26 protein-coding genes are annotated in these 23711 nt (G+C 45.9%); all 26 read left to right on the top strand.

Annotated elements, in window-relative coordinates; genetic code table 11:
- The first annotated feature begins 73 nt into the window (after window positions 1–73).
- The 26 genes from P9989_RS18805 (at window position 74) to P9989_RS18680 (ending at window position 23697) form a co-directional block, all read left to right on the top strand.
- A complete protein-coding gene (locus P9989_RS18805) occupies window positions 74–694 on the top strand; it encodes a thymidine kinase (RefSeq protein ID WP_283078982.1) in 621 nt (206 codons plus the stop codon).
- A gap of 272 nt (window positions 695–966) precedes the next feature.
- The gene (locus P9989_RS18800) at window positions 967–1368 is read left to right on the top strand and encodes a hypothetical protein (protein WP_283076378.1); all 402 of its coding nucleotides are present in this window, start codon (window positions 967–969) and stop codon (window positions 1366–1368) included.
- Window positions 1369–1592: 224 nt separating this feature from the next.
- Complete coding sequence (prfA, locus tag P9989_RS18795; RefSeq protein WP_283076377.1) at window positions 1593–2663, top strand: peptide chain release factor 1; 1071 nt, start codon at window positions 1593–1595, stop codon at window positions 2661–2663.
- Window positions 2656–3516: a peptide chain release factor N(5)-glutamine methyltransferase gene (gene prmC, locus P9989_RS18790; protein ID WP_283076376.1), complete on the top strand. Its 861-nt coding sequence runs from the start codon at window positions 2656–2658 to the stop codon at window positions 3514–3516. The genes prfA and prmC overlap by 8 nt, the downstream gene beginning before the upstream one ends.
- A 110-nt stretch (window positions 3517–3626) precedes the next feature.
- Window positions 3627–4244: a stage II sporulation protein R gene (gene spoIIR, locus P9989_RS18785; protein WP_283076375.1), complete on the top strand. Its 618-nt coding sequence runs from the start codon at window positions 3627–3629 to the stop codon at window positions 4242–4244.
- A gap of 87 nt (window positions 4245–4331) precedes the next feature.
- On the top strand, window positions 4332–4658 hold the full coding sequence (locus P9989_RS18780) for a hypothetical protein (RefSeq protein ID WP_283076374.1): 327 nt from the start codon (window positions 4332–4334) through the stop codon (window positions 4656–4658).
- Window positions 4659–4943: 285 nt separating this feature from the next.
- Complete coding sequence (locus P9989_RS18775) at window positions 4944–5981, top strand: L-threonylcarbamoyladenylate synthase (protein WP_283076373.1); 1038 nt, start codon at window positions 4944–4946, stop codon at window positions 5979–5981.
- A gap of 54 nt (window positions 5982–6035) precedes the next feature.
- Window positions 6036–6575, top strand: coding sequence for a manganese efflux pump MntP (locus P9989_RS18770; protein WP_283076372.1), 540 nt, complete (start codon window positions 6036–6038; stop codon window positions 6573–6575).
- A 65-nt stretch (window positions 6576–6640) separates the two neighbouring features.
- On the top strand, window positions 6641–7255 hold the full coding sequence (locus P9989_RS18765; RefSeq protein WP_283076371.1) for a low molecular weight protein arginine phosphatase: 615 nt from the start codon (window positions 6641–6643) through the stop codon (window positions 7253–7255).
- A gap of 91 nt (window positions 7256–7346) precedes the next feature.
- Complete coding sequence (gene rpiB / locus P9989_RS18760) at window positions 7347–7790, top strand: ribose 5-phosphate isomerase B (RefSeq protein WP_283076370.1); 444 nt, start codon at window positions 7347–7349, stop codon at window positions 7788–7790.
- 209 nt (window positions 7791–7999) lie between these two features.
- The gene (locus P9989_RS18755; protein WP_283078981.1) at window positions 8000–8545 is read left to right on the top strand and encodes a TIGR01440 family protein; all 546 of its coding nucleotides are present in this window, start codon (window positions 8000–8002) and stop codon (window positions 8543–8545) included.
- 20 nt (window positions 8546–8565) lie between these two features.
- On the top strand, window positions 8566–9819 hold the full coding sequence (locus P9989_RS18750; protein WP_283076369.1) for a serine hydroxymethyltransferase: 1254 nt from the start codon (window positions 8566–8568) through the stop codon (window positions 9817–9819).
- Window positions 9820–10205: 386 nt separating this feature from the next.
- Window positions 10206–10838 (top strand): uracil phosphoribosyltransferase, encoded by a 633-nt coding sequence (gene upp, locus P9989_RS18745; protein ID WP_283076368.1) that lies wholly within the window; start codon window positions 10206–10208, stop codon window positions 10836–10838.
- Between the two features lie 12 nt (window positions 10839–10850).
- Entirely contained in the window at window positions 10851–11999 is a 1149-nt protein-coding gene (gene wecB, locus P9989_RS18740; protein ID WP_283076367.1) for a non-hydrolyzing UDP-N-acetylglucosamine 2-epimerase, read from the top strand.
- A 269-nt stretch (window positions 12000–12268) separates the two neighbouring features.
- Window positions 12269–14494: a S8 family serine peptidase gene (locus tag P9989_RS18735; RefSeq protein WP_283076366.1), complete on the top strand. Its 2226-nt coding sequence runs from the start codon at window positions 12269–12271 to the stop codon at window positions 14492–14494.
- 542 nt (window positions 14495–15036) lie between these two features.
- Entirely contained in the window at window positions 15037–15408 is a 372-nt protein-coding gene (locus tag P9989_RS18730; protein ID WP_283078980.1) for an ATP synthase subunit I, read from the top strand.
- 24 nt (window positions 15409–15432) lie between these two features.
- Complete coding sequence (atpB, locus tag P9989_RS18725) at window positions 15433–16155, top strand: F0F1 ATP synthase subunit A (protein ID WP_283076365.1); 723 nt, start codon at window positions 15433–15435, stop codon at window positions 16153–16155.
- A 39-nt stretch (window positions 16156–16194) separates the two neighbouring features.
- Entirely contained in the window at window positions 16195–16407 is a 213-nt protein-coding gene (gene atpE, locus P9989_RS18720) for a F0F1 ATP synthase subunit C (RefSeq protein WP_079528275.1), read from the top strand.
- A 240-nt stretch (window positions 16408–16647) separates the two neighbouring features.
- Window positions 16648–17112 (top strand): F0F1 ATP synthase subunit B, encoded by a 465-nt coding sequence (gene atpF / locus P9989_RS18715; RefSeq protein ID WP_283078979.1) that lies wholly within the window; start codon window positions 16648–16650, stop codon window positions 17110–17112.
- Window positions 17109–17651: a F0F1 ATP synthase subunit delta gene (locus P9989_RS18710; protein WP_283076364.1), complete on the top strand. Its 543-nt coding sequence runs from the start codon at window positions 17109–17111 to the stop codon at window positions 17649–17651. The genes atpF and P9989_RS18710 overlap by 4 nt, the downstream gene beginning before the upstream one ends.
- Window positions 17652–17673: 22 nt before the next feature.
- Window positions 17674–19182 carry a F0F1 ATP synthase subunit alpha gene (gene atpA / locus P9989_RS18705; protein WP_283076363.1) on the top strand — a complete coding sequence of 503 codons (1509 nt, stop codon included), beginning with the start codon at window positions 17674–17676 and terminating at the stop codon, window positions 19180–19182.
- Between the two features lie 127 nt (window positions 19183–19309).
- Window positions 19310–20176 (top strand): ATP synthase F1 subunit gamma, encoded by an 867-nt coding sequence (gene atpG / locus P9989_RS18700; protein WP_283076362.1) that lies wholly within the window; start codon window positions 19310–19312, stop codon window positions 20174–20176.
- Between the two features lie 42 nt (window positions 20177–20218).
- Window positions 20219–21610, top strand: coding sequence for a F0F1 ATP synthase subunit beta (gene atpD / locus P9989_RS18695; RefSeq protein WP_283076361.1), 1392 nt, complete (start codon window positions 20219–20221; stop codon window positions 21608–21610).
- Window positions 21611–21701: 91 nt separating this feature from the next.
- Window positions 21702–22106: a F0F1 ATP synthase subunit epsilon gene (locus P9989_RS18690; protein ID WP_283076360.1), complete on the top strand. Its 405-nt coding sequence runs from the start codon at window positions 21702–21704 to the stop codon at window positions 22104–22106.
- Between the two features lie 556 nt (window positions 22107–22662).
- Window positions 22663–22896, top strand: a complete 234-nt coding sequence (locus P9989_RS18685) for a DUF1146 family protein (protein WP_283076359.1) — start codon at window positions 22663–22665, stop codon at window positions 22894–22896.
- 84 nt (window positions 22897–22980) lie between these two features.
- The gene (locus P9989_RS18680) at window positions 22981–23697 is read left to right on the top strand and encodes a YwmB family TATA-box binding protein (RefSeq protein WP_283076358.1); all 717 of its coding nucleotides are present in this window, start codon (window positions 22981–22983) and stop codon (window positions 23695–23697) included.
- The last annotated feature ends 14 nt before the right edge of the window (window positions 23698–23711 follow it).

The raw sequence follows: 23711 nt of genomic DNA, 5'->3' as shown, positions 1-23711 counted from the left end.
CCCGTCTCATGAAGGGAGCTTTTTTTGTCAAAAATAGATGGATCGAAGATGTGTGAAGGGAGCGACAGTGGACGTGTATGTAATGAAACAGAGCGGATGGGTTGAAGTGATCTGTGGAAGTATGTTCAGCGGGAAATCAGAAGAATTGATTCGCCGCGTACGCCGAGCTACATATGGTAACTTGTCTGTTCGTGTATTTAAACCCGCCATTGATAATCGATATAAAGAGGATTCCATCGTGTCTCATAACGGTACCTCTGTACTGGCGAGGCCGGTAGCAGAATCGCTGGAAATCCTCAAAGAAGTTAGTGATGAAGTAGATATTGTCGGCATTGATGAAGTGCAGTTTTTTGATGATAATATCGTTGAAGTTGTGGAGTGTCTGGCCGATCGCGGGATTCGTGTCATCGCTGCAGGGCTGGATACGGATTTCCGTGGTGAACCGTTTGGGAAGATGCCTGAACTTATGGCCTTGAGTGAAAGTGTGACAAAGTTGAATGCGATTTGTCCTGTATGTGGTTCTCCGGCCAGTCGGACACAGCGTCTGATCGATGGCAAGCCTGCTTCCTATGATGATCCGATTATTTTAGTCGGTGCTTCTGAATCGTACGAGCCCAGGTGCCGCCATCATCATGAGGTACCGAATAAACCCAGGCAAGCGCAAGTAAAGGCTCACGCCGAAAAACATGCATAATTGTTCGTAACCGCTGACTTAAGGGTCGGCGGTTTTTATTTTAGCTGCTTTTCGAATGGATTGTTGCTTTAAAAAGACGATTTATCTAAGCAGAATCCGGAAGCAGTCTATATACTCGAAGCCCCTTGCGGAAAGCGAAGTGTATATCAACAGCGTACTCATTTAGCAATCATCCCTTAAAAGTGCTGCATTATGATGGAAGTGACGGCTAATCTACGCATAATCCTCTTTTCATCCGTACACACTACTGAAAAAGAGAAGAGGTGTGAAAGATGCTAAGGATCATAATGGCAGGAGTTCTCATGACATTACTCATGACGGCTTGCGGACAGAATTATAGCAATTATCAAGGGAGTACAAACCGCGAAACTATTGAGAATTTGAGTACCCAGAATGAACAAACTTCTGAGGTGGAAAATGAAAACCCTCGCTCCATGGATCGCGTAGGGGACACGTGGGGATTAAAGCAAGATCGTAATTTAATGAAAGAAGCAGCTAACCAGGTTCCAGGCGTCACAGTTAAACGGGTGATCATCGAGGCTGGCCAGGCGTGGGTGACCGTTGAAGTCGATCGGGAGCTGAGCAGCGATGAGAAGATGGACTGGACCAAGCAGATTAAAGATGCTGTTTACAGGGCTGTACCCCGCTATAATATTAACGTGAAAATACGATGATTTTGATTTAGAGAGAAATAGGCACATAAACGTTCCGTATATGCGATGTTGGACTTTTATGTGCAAATAAGTTGCCGAATAGGCAATTAAGGAAAACTCCGTGCAATCATCCCAGATTAATTGAAGTTCCCGCTGAGGCAGAGCTTGTTTTTCAAGGGACGTGGTTGTAACCCCACCCTCTCTATAATATAATTAGACTGTTATGGAGAAAGAGGTGCATACCATTGATCGAACGTTTGCAAACACTTGAAGATCGTTATGAAAAATTAAATGAATTACTTAGTGATCCGGAAGTAATTTCGGATACGGATAAACTGCGTGAATACTCTAAAGAACAATCCGGGCTTGCGGAAACGGTGACCGCCTATCGTGAATACAAGGAAGTGACTGGGCAGCTTGATGATGCGAAGGTCATGCTCGAGGATAGTCTTGATAATGATATGGAAGAGATGGTCAAAGAAGAAATCGGCGAGCTTTCAGATCGAAAACAGGAACTGGAAGAGCGTTTGAAAGTCATTATGCTTCCAAAAGATCCGAATGATGATAAAAACGTCATCATGGAAGTGCGCGGAGCAGCTGGAGGAGATGAAGCGGCTTTGTTTGCGGGTGACCTTTACCGTATGTATGCAAGATACGCGGAATCTCAAGGCTGGAAGACAGAAGTCATTGAGGCGAATGCCAATGATGTGGGCGGCTATAAAGAGATCATTTTTATGATTAATGGGGATCGTGCTTTTTCGAAAATGAAATTTGAAAATGGCGCCCACCGTGTGCAGCGTGTGCCGGAAACGGAATCTGGCGGACGGATTCATACATCGACCGCAACTGTTGTGGTTATGCCGGAAGCTGAAGAAGTAGAGGTGGAAGTGCATGATAAAGATATTCGTGTCGACACGTTTGCTTCTAGCGGGCCAGGGGGGCAGAGTGTTAACACGACAATGTCTGCTGTCCGTTTGACGCACGAGCCAACTGGGATTGTCGTTTCCTGTCAGGATGAAAAGTCACAGATTAAGAACAAGGAAAAAGCGATGAAGGTTTTACGTGCTCGTATTTACGATAAAGTTCAGCGGGAACAACAGGCGGAGTACGATGAAAGCCGTAAATCGGCAGTTGGAACGGGTGACCGTTCAGAGCGGATTCGTACGTATAATTTTCCGCAAACACGTGTCACAGACCACCGCATCGGCTTAACCCTGCAGAAACTTGATCAAGTGCTTCAAGGGAATATGGGAGAAATCATCGATGCGCTGTTAATTGAAGAGCAGACGAAGAAGCTGGAGTCTATCGGTGAATAAGGTACCGTTTACGACCATTGGGGAAGCCCGCCGCTGGGCTTCTCTTTTTTTACGAGAGCATGGACGAGAGGTGAGAGTAGCGGATTTGCTGCTCGAAGATATGCTGAACTTGAGCTTCTCCCGGCTGCTGGCTTACGAACATGATTCTTTTCCTGAAACAGTGAGGTCCTCTTTTATACAAGCGATTGAGGACCACGCTGAGACGGGTGTGCCCGTGCAGCACCTGATTGGCAAAGCGTCGTTTTATGGGCGCGAGTTTACTGTAAACAAGGATGTCCTCATACCAAGGCCGGAAACAGAGGAGCTTGTGTTAGGTACGATTGAAAGGATACAGTCAAAGTCTCAACTGCAGGCTCCTGTCATTGCTGATCTGGGCACGGGAAGTGGAATTATTGCGGTTACTTTAAAGCTTGAGCACCCTGCAAGTCAATTAATAGCCACAGACCTTTCGACGGATGCACTTGAGATCGCCAAACGGAATGCGGAAGCGTTGGAGGCTGATGTAACGTTTTCTCAAGGTGACTTTCTGGAGCCGGTTAAACAGCAGCCCATTGATGTTCTCGTATCGAATCCGCCGTATATTTCACGTGCAGAAGTTCTTCAGGATACGGTGAAAAACTTCGATCCTGAGCTGGCTCTTTTTGCCGAGGACGATGGGGTAGCCGCTTATCAAACCATCATTGATCAGATCGTCCGGTTTGAGTTATCCCCATGGTTAATTGCGTTTGAAATTGGCCACGAACAAGGGGATGCGGTTAAAGCGATCATCGAAACAAGGCTGCCTGACTATCGTGTGGAAATCAAGCAGGATATCAATCGAAGAGATCGCATGATTTTTGCTGAATTAGTCTAGACAGAACATTAAAGCCTAATCTACTACGCTGCAAACTCTTTTAATAGATTTGAGGTTTAAAAGATTTCCTCCCTGACCATACTAGCTAGTAACAGGGGAGGGATTTTTTTATGAGAAAAATAATTTTGGCTACGGCAGCTATTATACTTAGTTTATCGATTTTACCTTGGGGACACATGAGTGGTGCCTCCTCAAGTTCTCCATATAAAGTGATTCCTGACGAAGCGATACGTCTTCGGATTCTGGCGGATAATAATGAAGAGAAAGCTCAGGAGTTAAAGCGTGATGTCCGTGATGCAGTCAACGCGGAAATTACAACCTGGGTAGAAGACCTTACGTCGATTGATGCGGCGCGGGCCCTGATTCAATCTCGACTTCAGGAAATAGATGCGATTGTAAAAGAAACAATTGAACAGTCAGAGATGACAGAGAGTTATCAAGTGGAATATGGTAAGCAGGTAGAATTTCCAACGAAGCTTTACGGCTCCTACATTTACCCGGCAGGTGAATATGAAGCGATTTTGATCACTCTTGGTGAAGGGGAAGGAGATAATTGGTGGTGTGTACTGTTCCCACCTCTCTGTTTTCTTGATTTCTCCAATGGAGCAACGGTCGCCCACGCTGAAGAAAAAGGTGCTGAGCAAGAGCAGGAAAAAGAAGCAGCGGAGCCGGAGAAGCAGGAAGTGGAATTCTTTCTCGTTAAACTTTGGAATAAAATCGTATCCTAGCATATTTTCCCCTTTTTCTCATAGAGTACTAGAAAGGTCACCATTACGGAAGCCTTTTAAATAGGTACTGGAAAAGGGGGATTTGCTGTGTATATTGAAAAATTAGCACTTAAGCATAACGGGGAATGTGGATATCTGATTAAGCGGGATAACGAAGAAATGGGTTCGTTTATTTTGGCAGAACAAGAGCAAGGTGTTAAACAGCTGCGCCAGCTTCAAGTTTCAAGCGATGTCTCCAAAGCAGGGGTGTTATACGTGTTTGAGTTGATTCAGAACTATGTGAAAGAGGAAGGCACTCGGGAACTTCAAGTGAAAAGTCATTCACAGAACTTGAACAGATTGCTCACTCATCAACAATTTGAATGTAAAGATGAACAACAGCAGTTGTGGATATATAAAGTTATCAACGATTAATGTTGATAAGTATGGATATTATCCACATTTTCATTAAAAAACGTGGATAAATTGTGGGTATCTGAATAAGTGTGGGAGGATGAACACGTGAAAACAAGTGAATATGTGGATATGTCTGTTGATAAGTTGAGGATAACTTGTTAGTAGTGTCTGGATTTGCGATTAACTACGGAAGTATTCATAATGTTAGTATATAATTACCCAGCTACAACGAGGGTCAAACACCTAAACAAACCATTTATACACAACCTATACTTTCCTAGATTGATTAAAAGGAGAACAGACATGAATAAATCAACACAACATTGGAAGCTATCCACACATATATCAGAATATGATGAGGCAATCGTAGAGGCTGCTGAGCTGCTTAAGCAGCAGCAGGTTGTTGCTTTTCCTACCGAAACGGTGTATGGACTTGGAGGAGATGCCACGAGTGCCACTGCCGTTCAACGGATTTTTGATGCAAAAGGGCGCCCAGCGGACAATCCGTTAATCGTTCATGTGGCGGACCAATCACATGTAGAGGAGCTTGTAACTGAGATTCCGCCTATTGCTCGCAAGTTAATAGAACAGTTTTGGCCGGGTCCATTAACATTGATCCTACCGAGCAATGGTACGGCTGCTGAAAATGTAACGGCTGGCCTGTCGACGATTGCGATTCGCATGCCTGATCATCCTGTGGCGTTGAGTATTTTAAAAGCTGCAGGGAAACCACTGGCTGCCCCAAGTGCCAATCGCTCAGGACGCCCGAGCCCAACCGAAGCGGTTCATGTTGCCCAGGACCTCGACGGGCGGATTGCCGGGATTGTCGATGGAGGCCCGACTGGGGTGGGGGTAGAATCTACAGTGCTTGATTGCACAGCTAGGATCCCGATAATTCTTCGCCCGGGTGGTGTAACAAAAGAAGATCTGCAGCCATTGATCCCTGAAGTGATTGTGGACCCGGCGCTGGCCGCTCAGGGGTCTAAGCCGAAATCGCCTGGCATGAAATACGCCCACTATGCCCCTGAGGCACCGCTCTGGCTCGTTGACGGTGATGTTTCATTTTTTCAAGACCAAATCAACCAGCTGCAGGCTGTGGATAAACGCGTCGGTGTGATGGCAAGTCATGAACTGGCGGATGCGCTGGACCATTCACGCACCCTTCGCTGTGGCTCAAGAAACAACTTGGCCGAAGTGGCCGGGAATCTCTATGGTGCGTTACGTCAATTTAAGAAAGCTGACGTTGATGTTATTTTATGCGAAGCCTTTCCGGACCATGGAGTAGGTGCTGCCGTCATGAATCGTTTATCAAAAGCTGCTGTCCAAAAAGTTATCCAGTAACTGACATACAAGCTGAAAGCCCCGCATAGCATGTCCGGAGGGGGGCTTTCTCACATGATCGAACAAGCTGCTTCATTAGTATTGCTATCGTTTGCACTCGGAATGGATGCTTTCTCTGTATCTCTGGGAATGGGGATGCAGGCGGTAAGGCTTAAGCATGCTTTTTTTGCTGGAATCGTTGTCGGGTTATTTCATATGTTTATGCCAGGTCTTGGAATCATTTTGGGTTCCTGGTTATCGTCGAATGCCAGTACATGGGCTGCTGTAGCAGGAGGGTTCTTGCTATTTGGGCTAGGCTGCTATACTATTTTTGCGTCATTTGCAGAAAAACGTTCTGCCGCCCATTCCCTCGTTGGTGCCGGATTATGGATTTTTGCCATTAGTGTAAGTATAGACAGCTTTCCTGTCGGGTTTAGCCTTGGTCTTCACCAAACCGCGATCATCGTTTCCGTGCTTTCCTTTGGAGTAGTGAGCACCGTTCTCACATGGGCAGGTTTTGTGCTCGGAAGAAGGGCAAGCGGTCTGCTTGGCACGTACAGTGAACTGTTAGGGGGAAGCATATTGTGCGCGCTTGGCCTTTATGCCATTTTCTAAACTATTTCTTTGCAAAATAGATATGATATGATAGAGAAAAAGCCTCAAGTGAGGAGTGTACCACGATGAATCTATTATTTGTATGCACAGGTAACACATGCCGCAGTCCGATGGCTGAGGCTCTTTTAAGGTTTAAATACAATGGCGTTGAGGTTCGTTCGGCTGGCATTTTTGCTGGATCTGGACAACCGTTATCGGAAGGGTCTGAGCATGTGCTCAGTGAAGTCGGATTATCATTCAACCATTCCTCAACACCGATTGCCCAGGAGATCATTGATTGGTCTGATCTCGTGTTGACGATGACAGATAAACATAAACAGACCTTAGCCCTCCAGTATCCTGATGAACAGACGAAGTTTTTTACATTGAAAGAATATGTCCTGATTGATGAGAGCAAGTGGCAGGAACTGAAAGATCTTTACACCACCTTTGAAGAAAAACGTACTTGGATTCTCAGTAATCTGGAGGAAGACTTGACACAAGCTGAAATGGAGACCCGGCTGCGGCAAGAACTGGCCACTGAAATCGAAAAGATTCAGCAGATTGAAAGTGACATTCCAAACTTGAATATCACCGATCCTTTCGGAAAAAATGTAAAGGTGTACAGGGAAACCAGGGATGAGCTCAACAGGCACATTGATTTGCTGGTGGCGAAGTTGAAGGAGCTGAAAGAGAATTAATCAAACGTTTGTTTAACCTGGGTTAACGGACTTTGAGAACCCTGCGATCTGCGGTAAACTAAACGAAAAGAAACAAGGAGAGTGGCAAACAATGAAAGTAATTTTGGCATCCGACCATGGCGGTGTGAATCTGCGCCGTGAAGTAGCAGACGTGCTTGATGAATTGCATATTGAGTTTGAGGATATAGGCTGTGACTGTGAAACTTCTGTAGACTTTCCGGATTACGCGATTCCTGCTGCGGAACGAGTCGCAAGTGGTGAATTTGATAAAGGCATTTTGATTTGCGGGACAGGCATCGGCATGTCCATCTCAGCAAATAAAGTGAAGGGAATTCGTGCTGCTCTTGTGCATGATCTGTTTTCAGCAAAAGCGACCCGTGAACATAACAATTCGAACATGCTTTGCATGGGCGAGCGTGTCATTGGCCCAGGTTTAGCGAAGGAAATTGCCCGCACATGGCTTGAGACGGATTATGAAGGCGGCCGTCACAATAATCGTGTAGGGAAAATAACCGAATACGAAGGGAAAGCGTAAGAACATCCTCGAGATTAACTTAACGGCAAGAAACTCCTTCGGCTGAAGAACGGCTGTTCTATACCTTCCGCTTCCTGTTAAGGAAAGGTTTTCTTCCTTATTAGGCCTACATACCCAACGAAGATTTTAGAAAAGTGTGATAGAATGGCCGTATAGAATAAGAGGCAATCTACTTGCTTCTTACCAAAGGAGATGAGCCTATGACTGATATTAAAGCGATTCAACAAGAGGTATCTACCGTTGTCCGACAATTACTCGAGAGTGGACACATTAAACAAGGTAGTCTTCTCGTCGTTGGCTGCTCAACAAGTGAAATAGCTGGCGAAAGAATCGGCACATCAGGTAGTGAAGCCATTGCTGAAGTGGTGTATAATGAATGGCATAAGCTCACAGAACAGAAGAGGATCGATCTGGCGTTCCAATGTTGTGAACACCTCAATCGGTCACTCGTTGTCGAACATTCCGTGCAGAGGGAGCAGCGCTATCAAGAAGTTTCCGCTGTACCTGTTGCAGAAGCAGGCGGTTCGATGGCTTCCTATGCTTTTAAACATATGAACGATCCTGTTTTAGTAGAAGCAGTTGAAGCTGATGCAGGTATTGACATTGGAGACACATTAATAGGAATGCATTTGAGGCGAGTCGCTGTACCGCTTCGCCTTGCCCAGAATTCGATTGGACACGCACATGTCACGGTTGCTCGCACGCGTCCGCCACTTGTCGGCGGGGGTCGAGCGGTTTACGAACTTGAAAAGTAACTCGAGAGGGGAATTCGATCATGGAACATGTTAAATCAACTGATGCAGAACTGTTTGCAGCAATTAAGGATGAAAAAGATCGTCAGGAAAACAATATTGAGCTGATTGCCTCGGAAAACTTCGTATCCGAAGCAGTTATGGAGGCTATGGGTTCAGTGTTAACGAACAAGTATGCAGAAGGGTATCCAGGCCGCCGTTATTACGGAGGCTGTGAACACGTAGACGTGGCTGAAAATCTGGCAAGGGACCGTGCTAAGGAATTATTTGGAGCGGATCATGTCAATGTTCAGCCGCATTCTGGTGCACAAGCGAACATGGCGGTTTACTTTACGGTTCTTAAGCCTGGAGATAAAGTGCTTGGCATGAATTTAAACCATGGCGGCCACTTGACTCACGGCAGTCCCGTGAACTTCAGTGGGACACTCTATGATTTTGAAGAATATGGCGTCGATCAGGATAACGAACAGATTGATTACGATGCTGTTTTAGCAAAAGCGAAAGAAGTGCAGCCGAAGCTGATCGTTGCAGGGGCAAGTGCTTATCCGCGTGAAATTGATTTTGCCAGGTTCCGTGAAATTGCTGATGAAGTAGGGGCGTATCTGCTCGTTGATATGGCTCATATTGCAGGCTTAGTCGCTTCTGGGCTGCATCCAAATCCAATTCCGCATGCTCAATTTGTTACGACAACGACTCACAAAACATTGCGTGGTCCTCGTGGCGGCATGATTTTTTGTGAAGAAGAATTTGCGAAGAAAATCGATAAATCCGTATTCCCAGGCATGCAGGGCGGTCCACTCATGCACGTGATCGCAGCGAAAGCTGTTTCCTTCAAGGAAGCACTACAGCCTGAATTCAAGCAATACTCCCGTCAAATTATTGCCAATGCAAAGCAGCTTGGCGAATCGCTTAAGAAGCATGGTGTTCGTCTTGTATCCGATGGAACGGATAATCATTTATTGCTGCTAGATTTGCGCAACCTTGAATTGACTGGAAAAGTAGCTGAGAAGGCGCTGGATGATGTCGGGATCACGACTAATAAAAACACCATTCCATTTGATCCGGAAAGCCCGTTTGTGACGAGCGGAATCCGTATCGGTACAGCCGCTGTAACAAGCCGTGGTTTTAAGGAAAAGGAAATGGAAGAAATGGCAGAGCAAATTGCAACGACGCTGAAACATCATGATGATGAGGCGAAATTAAAGGAAGTAGCGGAAAGTGTTCGGAAACTGACATCCCGCTTCCCGCTATACCCATCATTGCTAACAACTTCTTAAAGACGAAACCACTAGTCCTTGGGGCTGGTGGTTTTTTGACCCTACACGACGTAGGGTAGTTCGACGTTGGCACAGGACGTGCCGAACTTAGTCGAACTTCCTCTCATTTCGGTTTTAGCCGAACTTCCTTGAATACGCTTCACTATGCCATCTTGCTTATGCGTGTCAGGTCTTACCGTCCCTCTCCGCTTTTCGAGTGTCTAGCTCCGGTGCCCAGACACTCGAGACATAAGCAGTTCGCCTCCGTGAAGAAAAACCACTTCACTGCGCCGATCTGCTTATGCTTGTCGTCTCTATCAGGGCACCTCCGCTTTTCGCTGCTTGCTTGTTCGATATATTTTCAGTACAATTTAAAGGATGCAAACTATGAGAAGGAGTGACTGGCAATGGGAAATGTATATGTATTAGATCATCCATTAATTCAACACAAGTTGACGTACATAAGAAAAGCAGAAACAGGAACGAAGGATTTTCGCCAATTAGTTGACGAAGTAGCAGCACTGATGGCATTTGAAATCACTCGGGATTTGCCGATTGAGGAAGTAGAAATCGACACTCCAGTAGTCAATAACGCTAAAGCTCAAGTGCTGACAGGAAAAAAAATTGGTCTAGTACCGATCCTGCGCGCCGGTCTCGGCATGGTTGACGGAATTATTAAATTGATTCCAGCTGCAAAAGTAGGACACGTTGGTCTTTACCGCGATCCAGAAACACTGCAGCCTGTCGAATACTATGTCAAACTTCCAAGTGATATTGAAGAACGTGAATTGATCGTCATCGATCCAATGCTCGCCACAGGCGGATCCGCCAATGAAGCGATCCAGTCGCTGAAGAAACGCGGGGCCCGTCAAATCCGCCTAATGTGTCTCGTCGCAGCTCCTGAGGGTGTAGAAGCTGTCCAGGAAGCACATCCTGATGTTGATATTTATCTGGCTGCCATGGACGAACGTTTAAATGAAAAAGGCTACATCGAACCAGGCCTGGGTGACGCCGGCGACCGCCTGTTCGGCACGAAGTAAGGAGGCTCATCGATGTCCAACCGCATTAAAGTAATGACGATTTTCGGGACACGTCCCGAAGCGATCAAAATGGCACCGCTTGTTTTAGAATTAAAAAAAAGGTCTGAGCAATTTGAGCCCATCGTCACCGTGACAGCTCAGCACAGACAGATGCTTGACCAGGTATTGAACATTTTCAGCATTGAGCCCGATTACGATTTAAACATTATGAAGGATCGTCAAACGCTGACGGCAGTCACAGCACGAGCGCTCGAGGGTCTTGACGACGTCATGAAGAAAACACAGCCGGATGTTGTGCTCGTTCACGGCGATACGACAACGACGTTTGCTGCCTCACTTGCCGCTTATTACAACCAGATTCCGGTTGGTCACGTGGAAGCGGGCTTGCGAACGTGGAATAAATATTCACCATTTCCGGAAGAGATGAACCGTCAGCTGACGGGAGTCATGGCTGATCTTCATTTTGCTCCGACGAATAAATCCAAAGATAATCTGCTGGCAGAGAACAAGCCGGAAGATCACATTTTTGTGACAGGTAATACCGCTATTGATGCTTTGAATACGACGGTCGATCAAGAGTATACGCACGAGGTGCTCGATCAGCTAGCTGATAAACGCCTCGTTCTGATGACGGCCCATCGTCGTGAAAACCTTGGGAGCAATATGGAGCAAATGTTCCGTGCGATAAAGCGTTTAGTGGAAACCCACGACGATGTACAGGTCGTCTATCCTGTGCATCTCAATCCGGTGGTCCAGGAAACGGCTGATCACATTTTAGGCAATGATGAACGCATTAAGCTGATTAAGCCGCTTGATGTGATCGATTTTCACAATTTCGCATCAAGAGCCCATCTGATTTTGACCGATTCCGGCGGGGTGCAGGAGGAAGCTCCATCACTTGGAGTACCTGTACTTGTCCTGCGCGACACTACAGAGCGTCCGGAAGGGATTGAAGCGGGGACGCTGAAGCTTGCGGGCACAGACGAGGAGCATATTTTTAATCTTGCCAATGAACTTTTGTCTGATCCGGATAAGCATGAAGCGATGGCGCAAGCTTCTAATCCGTATGGGGACGGACAAGCGTCCGCCCGTATTGCTGAAGCAATTCGCTACTTTTTCAAGCAGCGGGAAGACAAACCGGAGACATTTGAAACGAACTAACTTATGGGATCCTGGATTGGCATGGGTGAAATTAGCTGGGCACCGATTCAAAACTTCTTTTATGACTGGCCTAGAAAATTTTTCATCGCATTTTGGGTTGAAGCTTTGATTGCACAGCCGATAGCAAGATTTGCAATGAAACAATTACATGCAAAACAGGCGCGTAATGACTTTCATAGCCGATTGATTTTTATAAGAAAATCAATCGGCTTTTTCGTGTGCATAGCAACTTCCATTCATCACAAACTATGGAAAAAAGGAGCTTCTGCATGCGTAAGTTTTCTGCACTCGTACTCCTCACAGCACTTATGACGGCTGGCTTTAGTCAGCCAGGGCAGCAGCCTACTCAGCCTGCCTTGTTTGATCAGCCCGAACCGTCAGAGGAAACCACGATCATAGTTGAACTAGACGAATCACCGAAGGCATTTGCGAGTCAGATTGAAACGAGGCTCCCGCTTCTTGAAGTAGTGGCAACGTACAATACGATTTTTCAAGGGGTAGCGATCAAGGGAGAGGCGGAAGAACTTGAGAAACTTGTCCGCCTTGATTCTGTTGTCAATCAATACCCTGTACACACATACAGCACGGCAAATAATGGGAAAATAACATCATTGGCAAAGAAAGATAGACCGCTTTTAACAACGGAAGTGGTCAGGGAACAGACTTCCTACACGGGTGAAGGCGTGAAGGTTGGCGTCATTGATACAGGAATCGATTACACCCACCCGGATTTAACGGCAAGCTACCAGGGCGGGTTTGACGTTGTGGACTTTGATAAGGATCCTATGGAAACGATGGGGGGCTTTGGCGCAACGATGCATGGAACCCACGTGGCTGGCATCATTGCTGCAAATGGGGATATGAAGGGTGTTGCGCCTGAAGCAGAGCTCTATGCTTATCGTGCGCTTGGTCCTGGCGGGACGGGATCATCTGTGCAGGTGATCGCTGCCATTGAACAGGCAGTGGAAGATGGAATGGATGTGATCAATCTCTCGCTCGGAAACACGGTAAATGGCCCGGACTGGCCGACGACGAAAGCGGTCAATAAGGCCGTGGAACTTGGAACAACCGTTGTGGTGGCTGCGGGTAACGCCGGTCCCGACACGTGGACAGTAGGGTCGCCGGGTACATCTTCAAAGGCAATTACCGTCGGGGCATCCTCGCTTCCCACAACTCGGCCTGTCCTCACTTTACCGGGACTCGATCGAAAGGTTGGCGTCCAATTGATGCAGGGATCTGTCCCCTGGACTTTTTCGAAAAAATATCCCTTAATCAACGGGGGATCTGGGGAAACGGCTATACCACCGGCGACTGGAAAAATTGTCGTGATGGAGCGTGGAGTGGTGCCGTTTACGGAGATGGCGCAAATGGCCTATGAGCAAGGCGCCGTCGGTGTAATCATTTATAACAATCAGCCGGGAATGTTTCAGGGGGCGCTTACTAGTGAAGTTCCGATTCCGGTAGCAGCAGTGTCAGGGAGAGATGGGAAATGGCTGATGGAGCACGGTGTAGAAGGAGATCAGTGGCTCGAAACAACTCGGGTGAAGGTTGACCATGGCATAGCTCCATTTAGTTCAAGAGGACCGGTGACGACGAACTGGATAGTCAAACCGGACGTCCTTGCTCCCGGTGTCAATATTATCAGTACAGTCCCAGGTGGATACCAACCGCTGCAAGGGACGAGTATGGCCGCCCCGCACGTCGCCGGGGTCGCCGCCCTTATGATTGAAGCACATCCGAACTGGAGTCCGGCTCAGATCAAGCAATCGCTGATGACGACGGCTGACCTGTTGACGAAGAAAGAGGGACAGCCGTACCAGCCCACCGCACAAGGAGCGGGAGTCATCAATACCGAAGCGGCCATTCAGCCTGATTTATGGATTGAACCAGGTGGGCTTTACTTTGGACGGATTGCAGATTCTTTTTTTCGGAAAAAAGTGATGATTACGCTGCACAATAAAGGGGACAAGAACCAAACGATTTCTGTGCCGCTGCCCGACAGTCCTGCCGGGGTGACATGGACCGTACCGGAAACGATCCAATTGGCCCCTGATGAGAAGGTGGAAATCCCTGTCGAGCTCAGTGTGTCGAAGGCTTTTGTGGAGGAAGGCGTGCACCAGGGATATATAACGTTGAAGAGCGAGGATCAGGCCTATCAACTGCCCTATTTATTTATGATGGAACGGGCGGATTATGAGAAGGTGTCAGGTTTTGAGCTGTACAAAGACTGGAAGACACAGGGAGATCTATCGTACCGCTTCTACTTGACCGAAACAGTTGATCAAATCACGGTTGATTTATACCGGGCGGGCACGATGCTGCATCAAGGCACATTGTTTAAACGAGAAGAAACGGGAGCAGGCATGATCGAAGGTGAGATCGATCGCGGCTTAAAAGAAGCATTAACCGGCCCATATATCGCTGTCGTTACGGTAACAAAAGACAAACAAACATACAGCTACCCATTCCCTGTCTATCTGGAAAACCAGGACTGACAACCATTAACCTCCATCATCTTCCACCTCAGGTCATCCAGATTCTGGATGACCTGAGGTGAAGTAAAAGGGAATATTATGGTTATGGCTGGGATTGATTCGGTGTTGTGCACAAAAAACCACCCAGAAAAAGAGTGGTTTTACATGTGCGTAATAGGTATGTTCAAATTGTGACAAAAATGTGATCAATTCGTGTCACACAATTGTTCTTTTGCCTCCAAACTCATTGACATCATATAACCCCTATTGTATTCTTACATAGTGTGGAATGATAAGGTTTTCATCCATGGAATCATTGAATTTTCGCTATGTTTCTACAGCGAAAGTTGTCGCAATGAATCCTTTCATATAAGGCAGGTCACGGGTGACCATGTTACTGCTTTCCCTGGTTAGCGGGGCCCAGATCTCTTTCTGGTGGTTCGTGGGAAGGATCGTGAACAATTTTCCACTGTACCACTACATCTAGTTGGCGTTGCCAATTGCTGGAGTAAAGGTACATAGGAACGATTCATTTTAGTACAAGTGTACACGGGAGACGATGCATTTTGGAATTTCAACACATGATAACCCGTCAGCGAAAATGGATGTTCTACCTTCTAGCTTTACTTGTTCTAGGGTGGGGATTCACCCCCTGGCAACCAGTTTTCCTCGGGCTCCTTTTAGGAGGCATTCTCAGTTTCTTCAACCTCTGGCTGATGCAGAAGAAAATCACCAAGCTTGGTGAAACATCTGCACAAGGTGAAAAGCCATCCAGGGGCATTGGCACTTTAACACGATTGGCAACCGGCGCTTTAGCCGCAGTCATCGTCCTTCAATTTGAGGAACATTTCCATTTAGTTTCAGTAGTATTGGGCTTAATGACAGCCTACTTTGTCATTTTTATAGATTACCTGTTTAACAAGTCAACAGAATAGCATGATGGAAGAGAGGTGAACAGATTGAATCACGAAGCACCGATGTGGAATGACGCTTTTGGAATCTCATGGCTGGACTTCAACTTATCAAACGTTCTGATGATGGTCATAGCTTCCGCGATAGTGTTCATTGTATGTGTAGCAGCGACACGAGGTTTACAACGCAGACCGAAAGGGTTTCAGAACTTCATGGAGTGGCTTATCGACTTTATTAAAGGCATTATAGGTTCTAACATGGATTGGCAAGTAGGGAGAATGTTCCTTCCATTAGGATTAACTCTCTTCACATACATCTTCGTTTCCAATATGTTAGGGGTTGTGACCATGTGGGCACCGCATCATACGCTGTGGTGGAAATCACCAACATCTGACCCAGGGATCACAATGACATTAGCTGTTATGGTAGTGGTACTCACTCACTATTACGGTGTGAAGCTGAAGGGGACAAAAGAATATGGAAAAGACTTTACCCGTCCGCTTCCGTTCTTATTGCCTTTTAAGATTATTGAAGAGTTTGCGAATACATTGACGCTTGGTCTTCGACTGTATGGAAACATTTACGCAGGGGAGATTTTACTTGGACTTCTAGCAGGAATAGCGTCTACAAGTATCTTAGGATTCCTAGGTGGATTCTTACCATTGCTTGCATGGCAAGCGTTCAGTACATTCATAGGGTTTATCCAGGCATTTATTTTCACTATGTTGACAATGGTTTATATGTCTCACAAAGTGAGTTCTGACCATTAATAAAAAATATCTATTAAAATATATGAGGAGGAATTTAACATGGGTCTGATTGCAGCGGCAATTGCAGTAGGTCTTGCAGCAGTAGGTGCAGGTATTGGTAACGGTTTAATCGTAGGTAGAACAGTAGAGGGGATTGCTCGTCAGCCAGAATTGCGCAGCGTTCTTCAAACAACTATGTTCATTGGTGTTGCACTTGTTGAGGCACTTCCAATCATCGGTGTTGTTATTGCATTTATCGTAATGGGACAATAACTAGGTAACGTTCATAGAGTGATGGCGAAGTACCGTAAGACAGACTTCGCCTTTCCTTTACACCTGCCAAAAATGTATATACCCATTATTACCGAAATGAAAACTTGGACTTAAATATCTTTAAGCCCTGGTTTTTGTCATGTATAGCCCATTACGGATTCGTGCTTGAAAGGAGTGAGCAATGTGCAAACTTTTACAGGATTATTCGTCCTAGGTGTCAGTGGCCTGAACGTTGGTGATATGCTCGTTCAGCTGGTTCTTTTCCTAGTGCTGCTTGCGCTATTGGGGAAATTCGCCTGGGGACCGTTCATGAATATGATGAAAGAACGTGAAGATTATATTTCAAATGAAATAGATTCTGCTGAAAAGAACCACCAGGAAGCGATCAACATGCAGCAACAAGCTTCTGAAGAGTTGAAAAAAACGCGTGAAGACGCGCAAAGTATAATTGAAGATGCACGCAAGACAGCTGGAGCACAAGAACGTGATATTATCGAATCTGCTCGTAAAGAAGCAGAGCGCCTCAAGATTTCTGCTCGCCAGGAAATTGAGCAAGAGCGTGATAAAGCTGTTCAAACACTTAAAGATCAAGTGGCTTCCATGTCTGTGATGATCGCATCTAAAGTGATTGAAAAAGAACTATCCGAAAAAGATCAAGAAGCACTTATCAATCAATACATTGACGAGGCAGGAGAAGAGCGATGAGTGAAACGATCATTGCTAAGCGTTATGCCACCGCTCTTTTTCAACTCGGTTCAGAACAATCTAAGCTAGAGACATTTGAAACAGAATTACGCGCAATTAAAGAAGTCTTTCGCAGCAATAGAAATCTCGTTACATTTTTTAAGCATCCGCGTGTAACGGTCGAAGAGAAGAAGCAGTTGATCAAAGATTCCTTTAAGGATGTCTCCAAGGAGATTCTTCATACTCTCATGCTGTTAATTGACAGGCATAGAGAAGAGTTCATCCTCTCCGTGATCGATCACTTCATTTTACAAATGAATGAAGCAAATGGGATCGCAGATGCAACCGTTTATTCTGTTCGTCCACTTTCAGAGCGTGAAATCAAGCGAATTTCGAAGACATTTGCACCAAAAGTTGACAAACGCTCATTAAACCTTACGAACGTAGTAGAGACTTCTCTGCTTGGTGGTATTCGCCTTCGTGTCGGAAACCGTATTTTTGACGGATCTGTCAGAGGAAAACTAAGTCGTATGGAACGTGAGCTAGTCTCGAAAGTATAAAAGATGATAGGGGTGAAATGGCATGAGCATCAAAGCTGAAGAAATCAGTGCGCTGATTAAGCAGCAAATTGAAAACTACGAATCAGATATTGAAGTCAACGACGTAGGTACAGTAATCGAAGTAGGTGACGGTATCGCACGTGCTCATGGTCTTGACAACGTCATGGCCGGAGAACTCGTTGAATTTTCTAATGGTGTCATGGGATTGGCACAGAACTTGGAAGAAAGTAATGTTGGTCTTGTCATTCTAGGACCATTTACAGATATCAAAGAAGGCGATGAAGTTCGCCGTACTGGACGCATCATGCAGATTCCAGTTGGGGAGGAAATGCTTGGACGCGTCGTGAACCCGCTGGGACAGCCAGTCGATGGCCGTGGCGCGATTGAAACAACGTCCACACGTCCAATCGAATCACCAGCTCCAGGAGTAATGGATCGTAAATCTGTTGATGAGCCGCTTCAAACAGGGATTAAAGCGATTGACGCCCTTGTGCCGATCGGCCGTGGTCAGCGTGAGTTAATCATTGGGGATCGTCAAACAGGTAAAACATCTGTTGCGGTTGACACCATCTTAAACCAGCATGATCAGGATATGATCTGTATTTATGTAGCGATCGGTCAAAAGGAATCAACGGTCCGCGGTACAGTAGAAACACTGCGTCGTCACGGAGCGCTTGATTACACGATCGTAGTAACAGCAAGTGCATCCCAGCCTGCACCGCTTCTATACTTAGCGCCATATGCAGGGGTAACACTTGGTGAAGAATTTATGTACAACGGCAAAAACGTTCTCGTCGTCTATGATGACCTTTCTAAGCAGGCAGCCGCTTACCGTGAGCTTTCCTTGCTGCTTCGTCGTCCGCCGGGTCGTGAAGCCTTCCCAGGGGATGTATTCTACTTGCACTCCCGTCTGCTTGAGCGTGCCGCTAAACTGAGTGATGCGAAAGGCGGCGGTTCTTTAACAGCACTGCCATTCGTTGAAACACAAGCCGGCGACATCTCAGCTTATATTCCAACAAACGTAATCTCTATTACCGACGGTCAGATCTTCTTGCAATCCGACCTATTCTTCTCAGGTGTACGTCCAGCCATCAACGCCGGACTTTCTGTATCTCGTGTGGGTGGTTCTGCCCAGATCAAAGCCATGAAGAAGGTAGCCGGTACGCTTCGTCTTGACTTAGCGTCCTTCCGTGAACTAGAGGCGTTTGCCCAGTTCGGTTCTGACCTTGATAAATCAACACAAGCTAAGCTTAACCGTGGTGCCCGTACAGTAGAAGTACTGAAACAGGGACTTCACCAGCCTCTAGCTGTAGAGAAACAAGTTATGATTATTTTTGCTCTGACAAGAGGGCATTTAGATGACATTCCAGTTGAGGATATTACTCGCTTTGAGTCTGAATTCCACACTTGGTTGGATAACAACCGTAAAGAACTGCTTCAACAAATCCGTCAAACAGGAAAACTGGCTGATGAGGATGAAATGAACGGAGCTGTTCAGGAATTTAAGAAGACGTTTGTCGTTTCTAATTAATGAAATCGTAACTAGATAAGCTGAAAAAGCACTCCATGAAGCACGATAAGTTACTGCTGCAAGTGGCTAAATGAAAGTGCCCATGCGAGCTGCTGCAGCTTGACACTAGAAAGGGTGGTGAAACAACGTGGCATCCCTTAGAGATATTAAAGGTCGAATTACTTCAACGAAGAAAACAAAACAAATTACGAAAGCGATGGAGATGGTTTCTGCTTCCAAGCTTAACCGTGCCGAACAGAATGCACGATCTTTCGTTCCTTATAGTGAAAAAATTCAGGAAGTCGTAACAGGCATTGCAGCTGGCGGGGGTTCGGTGAAACATCCCATGCTCGAATCACGTGAAGTGAAGCGAACAGGATATGTAGTCATCACATCAGACCGTGGTTTAGCTGGAGCCTACAACAGTAGTGTTCTGCGCAAAGTGTACCAGGAGATCAAACAGAACCATACTTCTACTGACGAATACACCTTGATTACACTTGGACGTGTCGGTCGTGACTTTTTCCGAAATCGTAATATGCCGATCGATAAAGAAGTGACCGGAATATCTGATCAGCCTGATTTTGCTGATATTAGCACGATCACATCAGAAACGGTCCAGCTTTATACGGATGGTAAAATTGATCAGTTATATATTTATTACAACCACTATGTCAGTGCGATTACTCAGGAAGTAACGGAGAAGAAAGTACTGCCATTGACAAATTTAGGCGAGGACGGCAAAGCAGCGGCATCAAGCTCCTATGAGTATGAGCCAAGCCAGGAAGAAATCTTGGAAGTTTTGCTGCCTCAATATGCAGAAAGCTTAATTTATGGTGCATTGTTAGACGGAAAAGCGAGTGAGCACGCTGCCCGAATGACAGCGATGAAGAGTGCAACGGACAATGCTGATGATCTTATTGGCGACCTTTCACTTTCTTACAACCGTGCCCGTCAAGCAGCCATTACCCAGGAGATCACTGAAATTGTCGGCGGTGCAGCCGCCCTCGAATAGGGATCCGTGGATTTTTTGAATAGTAAGTTAGGAGGGAAATCGATGAGTAAAGGACGCGTAACTCAAATTATGGGACCCGTAGTTGACGTAACGTTTAACGAAGGTCAACTCCCTGAAATTAATAACGCCGTGGTCGTACAATCAGAAAACGTCGACCTTACATTAGAAGTTGCCCTTCACCTGGGTGACAACACTGTGCGTACCGTTGCCATGTCTTCCACAGAAGGTGTACAGCGTGGAACGGACGTTATTGACACAGGCGGACCGATCGCTGTTCCTGTGGGGGATGTAACCCTAGGACGCGTATTCAGCGTATTAGGTGAAAAAATTGACCTCGACGAACCGCTTCCAAGCGATGTTCGCCGTGATCCAATTCACCGTCAGGCGCCAACCTTTGAAAATCTGGCAACCGAAACGGAAATTCTTGAAACAGGAATTAAAGTTGTAGACTTGCTCGCCCCTTACGTAAAAGGTGGTAAAATCGGTTTGTTCGGTGGTGCCGGAGTAGGGAAAACCGTACTAATCCAGGAGCTTATTAACAACATCGCCCAGGAGCACGGCGGTATTTCCGTATTCGCAGGTGTTGGTGAGCGTACTCGTGAAGGAAATGACTTGTACTATGAAATGAAAGATTCAGGCGTAATCGCGAAAACAGCCATGGTGTTCGGTCAAATGAACGAACCCCCTGGAGCTCGTATGCGTGTTGCCCTGACAGGTCTGACAATGGCCGAATATTTCCGTGATGAGCAAGGACAGGACGTACTGTTCTTCATCGACAACATTTTCCGTTTCACTCAAGGCGGACTTGAGGTATCAGCTTTGCTTGGCCGTATGCCATCAGCCGTTGGTTATCAGCCGACACTTGCAACAGAGATGGGTCAGCTGCAAGAACGTATCACATCAACGGACAAAGGTTCTGTTACATCAATCCAGGCAATTTACGTGCCTGCCGATGACTACACAGACCCAGCGCCAGCGACAACGTTCGCCCACCTTGATGCAACAACGAACCTTGAGCGTAAACTTTCTGAGCAAGGGATTTACCCAGCCGTGGATCCATTAGCTTCGACTTCACGTGCACTCGATCCTGAAGTTGTCGGGAACGAACATTACGAAGTAGCTCGTGAAGTTCAACAGACGCTGCAGCGTTATAAAGAGTTACAAGATATTATTGCTATCCTCGGTATGGATGAACTTTCAGATGAAGATAAACTAACAGTGTCACGTGCACGCCGTGTACAATTCTTCCTGTCTCAAAACTTCCACGTTGCCGAGCAGTTTACAGGACAGAAGGGTTCTTATGTCCCTGTAGCTGAAACGGTAAAAGGATTTAGAGAGATTCTTGATGGCAAGCATGATGATATTCCTGAAGATGCCTTCCGTCTAGTCGGTCGCATTGAAGAAGTCGTCGAAAAAGCTAAACAAATGCAATAAGCATATCATTTTAAAGTGTCATTCAGGTGCTGACGAATCATTGTCGCGCCTGATGCCCGGGCACTTATGATCTGCCTAAGGAGGAATAGCTATGAAAACACTAACGGTGAGTGTTGTCACTCCTGATGGCCCGATACTAGAAGACGCGTATGACATGGTTAGCTGTAAGGCGGAGAGCGGGGAGCTTGGTATTATGCCTGGCCACATTCCAATGGTCGCCCCCTTAACCATCAGCGCTGTTCGTCTCAAAGGGAATGGACAATCAGATCGAATTGCTGTAAGTGGTGGATTCCTTGAAGTCCGCCCGGATAAAGTAACGATTCTGGCACAATCTGCTGAGAGACCTTCCGACATCGATATCGATCGTGCCCGCAAAGCCAAAGAGCGCGCAGAGCAGCGCATGGCTAACAAACAATCCGATATTGACTTGAGAAGAGCCGAACTGTCACTCAAACGAGCCATTAACCGTTTAGATGTGCACGACAATAACTTCTAAAAAACTGCTTTCATTATGAGAGCAGTTTTTTTATTTAGGCCCTACAGGACGTAGGGTCGTTCGATGTTGCCACAGGACTTACCGTTCTTAGTCGAACTTCCTCAATCCCGGTCGCCAGGCACATATGATTTTTTGACCGAGTAACGATTTACGATTTATCGAGTTAAGAAGCCCATGAGGCAGCCACTAACGACATCCGAACTTGTAAGAAGGCACGTCTTCGACAAGAACGGAGGGTATCGGCAGATGCGGTTAATTTCGACCTTTGTCGGGGTGATCTATGAGGAAATTATTCATCTAATTTGTCATTATTCCCCGGGAAATATTCTCTCCTGTCTGAGGTAATTATCATTTTGACAGATTGTGTTTAAACATTTTTCCATGGCTCATGCGAGATTTCGAACCTCGTCGATTCGTCTGCCTTCCTATGGGTGTTCACATAATGTTCACAGAGATCATGACGAATAAACGCTATCTTATTGACAAACTATCTATCTCATGTAATTGTTTAATATGTGTGCAAAATCGGTAGATCCGTCAGTGAGGTGTTCGACGAATGGATCAATTTCTACTACAAGATGCACTCCTCAGCATGACCTCTCATATTATCTTCATTATCATCACCTGGAAGGTCCTGCAGGCAGTAAATCTGGATGCGTTTTTTAGAAAAGGGCGTGTCTTCGAAATCAGAGTCTTAATGATACTGATCACGATTGCCATTGCTACATCGGTTAGTAACTTCTTCCTGGATCTCATCAACTGGTCAAACAGTCTGGTGTATTTATTTTAATGTCAGAACATGTCATGAAATGTATCGTATGAAACTCACTCTCCCTGTTCACACTTGTAGTATTACAAGGGGGAGGAATTACATATGAAGATTCTATGGACTGGTTTACTAACATTAACCTTATTAACAGGTGTTCATCCGCAGGAAACGGTGGGGAAGCAATCGGATATCACACCGTTGCTAGAGCTGGCAGCATTTGCTGAGGATGAGCAGCTTGATGTTACTGAGTATAAGGTTGTACTTAAAGAATCCATCAATACAGACAAAGTAGAACAAGCCATCCAGCAAATAAAAGCCTATGTTTCTAATAATCAGATGATAGAGGAAGAAACCAATCTGGCTCGTAAAATAATTTTTACAAACGGTCAAAAAAATTCTGATTTTATCGAACGTTTTACAGTGATCATCCCGAGAGATGAAACCATTTCCTCGGAGGTGGTTTACTCACTTACTACCGGGGGTACACAAACATTAACAACACAGGAAACTATGCAGCAAATCAGTCAGATTAAGAAGCGGTTTTTTTCGAAAAATGTCACTTTATACACTTGTCTCAAAGCTGAAGATGGTGGTATTATTGATGATGTTTTAATCTATCAGAAATTCAAAAAAGCATTCAATATAACAACGATCGAAGCAGCTACCGAACAAAGCTGGACTAGCAGATCCGGCTACACATCAAGGTGGAGCCAGGCTATCCCATTACCAAATGGGGCGATGAATGTCCAATTCGCGACGCGAACATTGGGCGGTCGAACAATCGTTACAATTGGCACACCTATCATAACTGCTGAATATTAATAATAATGAATATG

The organism is Halobacillus naozhouensis, assembly GCF_029714185.1.
GTDB classification, from domain to species: domain Bacteria; phylum Bacillota; class Bacilli; order Bacillales; family Halobacillaceae; genus Halobacillus_A; species Halobacillus_A naozhouensis.
The sequence above is the reverse complement of the archived record's forward strand: the minus strand, read 5'-3'. Positions and strand labels throughout refer to the sequence as shown.

What these genes read in the sequence shown, in the direction of transcription:
- wecB (WP_283076367.1), top strand. Translation starts at nt 10,851, where the DNA reads ATGTCCAACCGCATTAAAGTAATGACGATTTTCGGGACACGTCCCGAA.
- rpiB (WP_283076370.1), top strand. Translation starts at nt 7,347, where the DNA reads ATGAAAGTAATTTTGGCATCCGACCATGGCGGTGTGAATCTGCGCCGT.
- atpA (WP_283076363.1), top strand. Translation starts at nt 17,674, where the DNA reads ATGAGCATCAAAGCTGAAGAAATCAGTGCGCTGATTAAGCAGCAAATT.
- upp (WP_283076368.1), top strand. Translation starts at nt 10,206, where the DNA reads ATGGGAAATGTATATGTATTAGATCATCCATTAATTCAACACAAGTTG.
- P9989_RS18775 (WP_283076373.1), top strand. Translation starts at nt 4,944, where the DNA reads ATGAATAAATCAACACAACATTGGAAGCTATCCACACATATATCAGAA.
- P9989_RS18800 (WP_283076378.1), top strand. Translation starts at nt 967, where the DNA reads ATGCTAAGGATCATAATGGCAGGAGTTCTCATGACATTACTCATGACG.
- P9989_RS18765 (WP_283076371.1), top strand. Translation starts at nt 6,641, where the DNA reads ATGAATCTATTATTTGTATGCACAGGTAACACATGCCGCAGTCCGATG.
- P9989_RS18750 (WP_283076369.1), top strand. Translation starts at nt 8,566, where the DNA reads ATGGAACATGTTAAATCAACTGATGCAGAACTGTTTGCAGCAATTAAG.
- P9989_RS18770 (WP_283076372.1), top strand. Translation starts at nt 6,036, where the DNA reads ATGATCGAACAAGCTGCTTCATTAGTATTGCTATCGTTTGCACTCGGA.
- P9989_RS18680 (WP_283076358.1), top strand. Translation starts at nt 22,981, where the DNA reads ATGAAGATTCTATGGACTGGTTTACTAACATTAACCTTATTAACAGGT.
- P9989_RS18735 (WP_283076366.1), top strand. Translation starts at nt 12,269, where the DNA reads ATGCGTAAGTTTTCTGCACTCGTACTCCTCACAGCACTTATGACGGCT.
- P9989_RS18685 (WP_283076359.1), top strand. Translation starts at nt 22,663, where the DNA reads ATGGATCAATTTCTACTACAAGATGCACTCCTCAGCATGACCTCTCAT.
- P9989_RS18690 (WP_283076360.1), top strand. Translation starts at nt 21,702, where the DNA reads ATGAAAACACTAACGGTGAGTGTTGTCACTCCTGATGGCCCGATACTA.
- spoIIR (WP_283076375.1), top strand. Translation starts at nt 3,627, where the DNA reads ATGAGAAAAATAATTTTGGCTACGGCAGCTATTATACTTAGTTTATCG.
- atpF (WP_283078979.1), top strand. Translation starts at nt 16,648, where the DNA reads ATGCTCGTTCAGCTGGTTCTTTTCCTAGTGCTGCTTGCGCTATTGGGG.
- P9989_RS18710 (WP_283076364.1), top strand. Translation starts at nt 17,109, where the DNA reads ATGAGTGAAACGATCATTGCTAAGCGTTATGCCACCGCTCTTTTTCAA.
- atpD (WP_283076361.1), top strand. Translation starts at nt 20,219, where the DNA reads ATGAGTAAAGGACGCGTAACTCAAATTATGGGACCCGTAGTTGACGTA.
- atpE (WP_079528275.1), top strand. Translation starts at nt 16,195, where the DNA reads ATGGGTCTGATTGCAGCGGCAATTGCAGTAGGTCTTGCAGCAGTAGGT.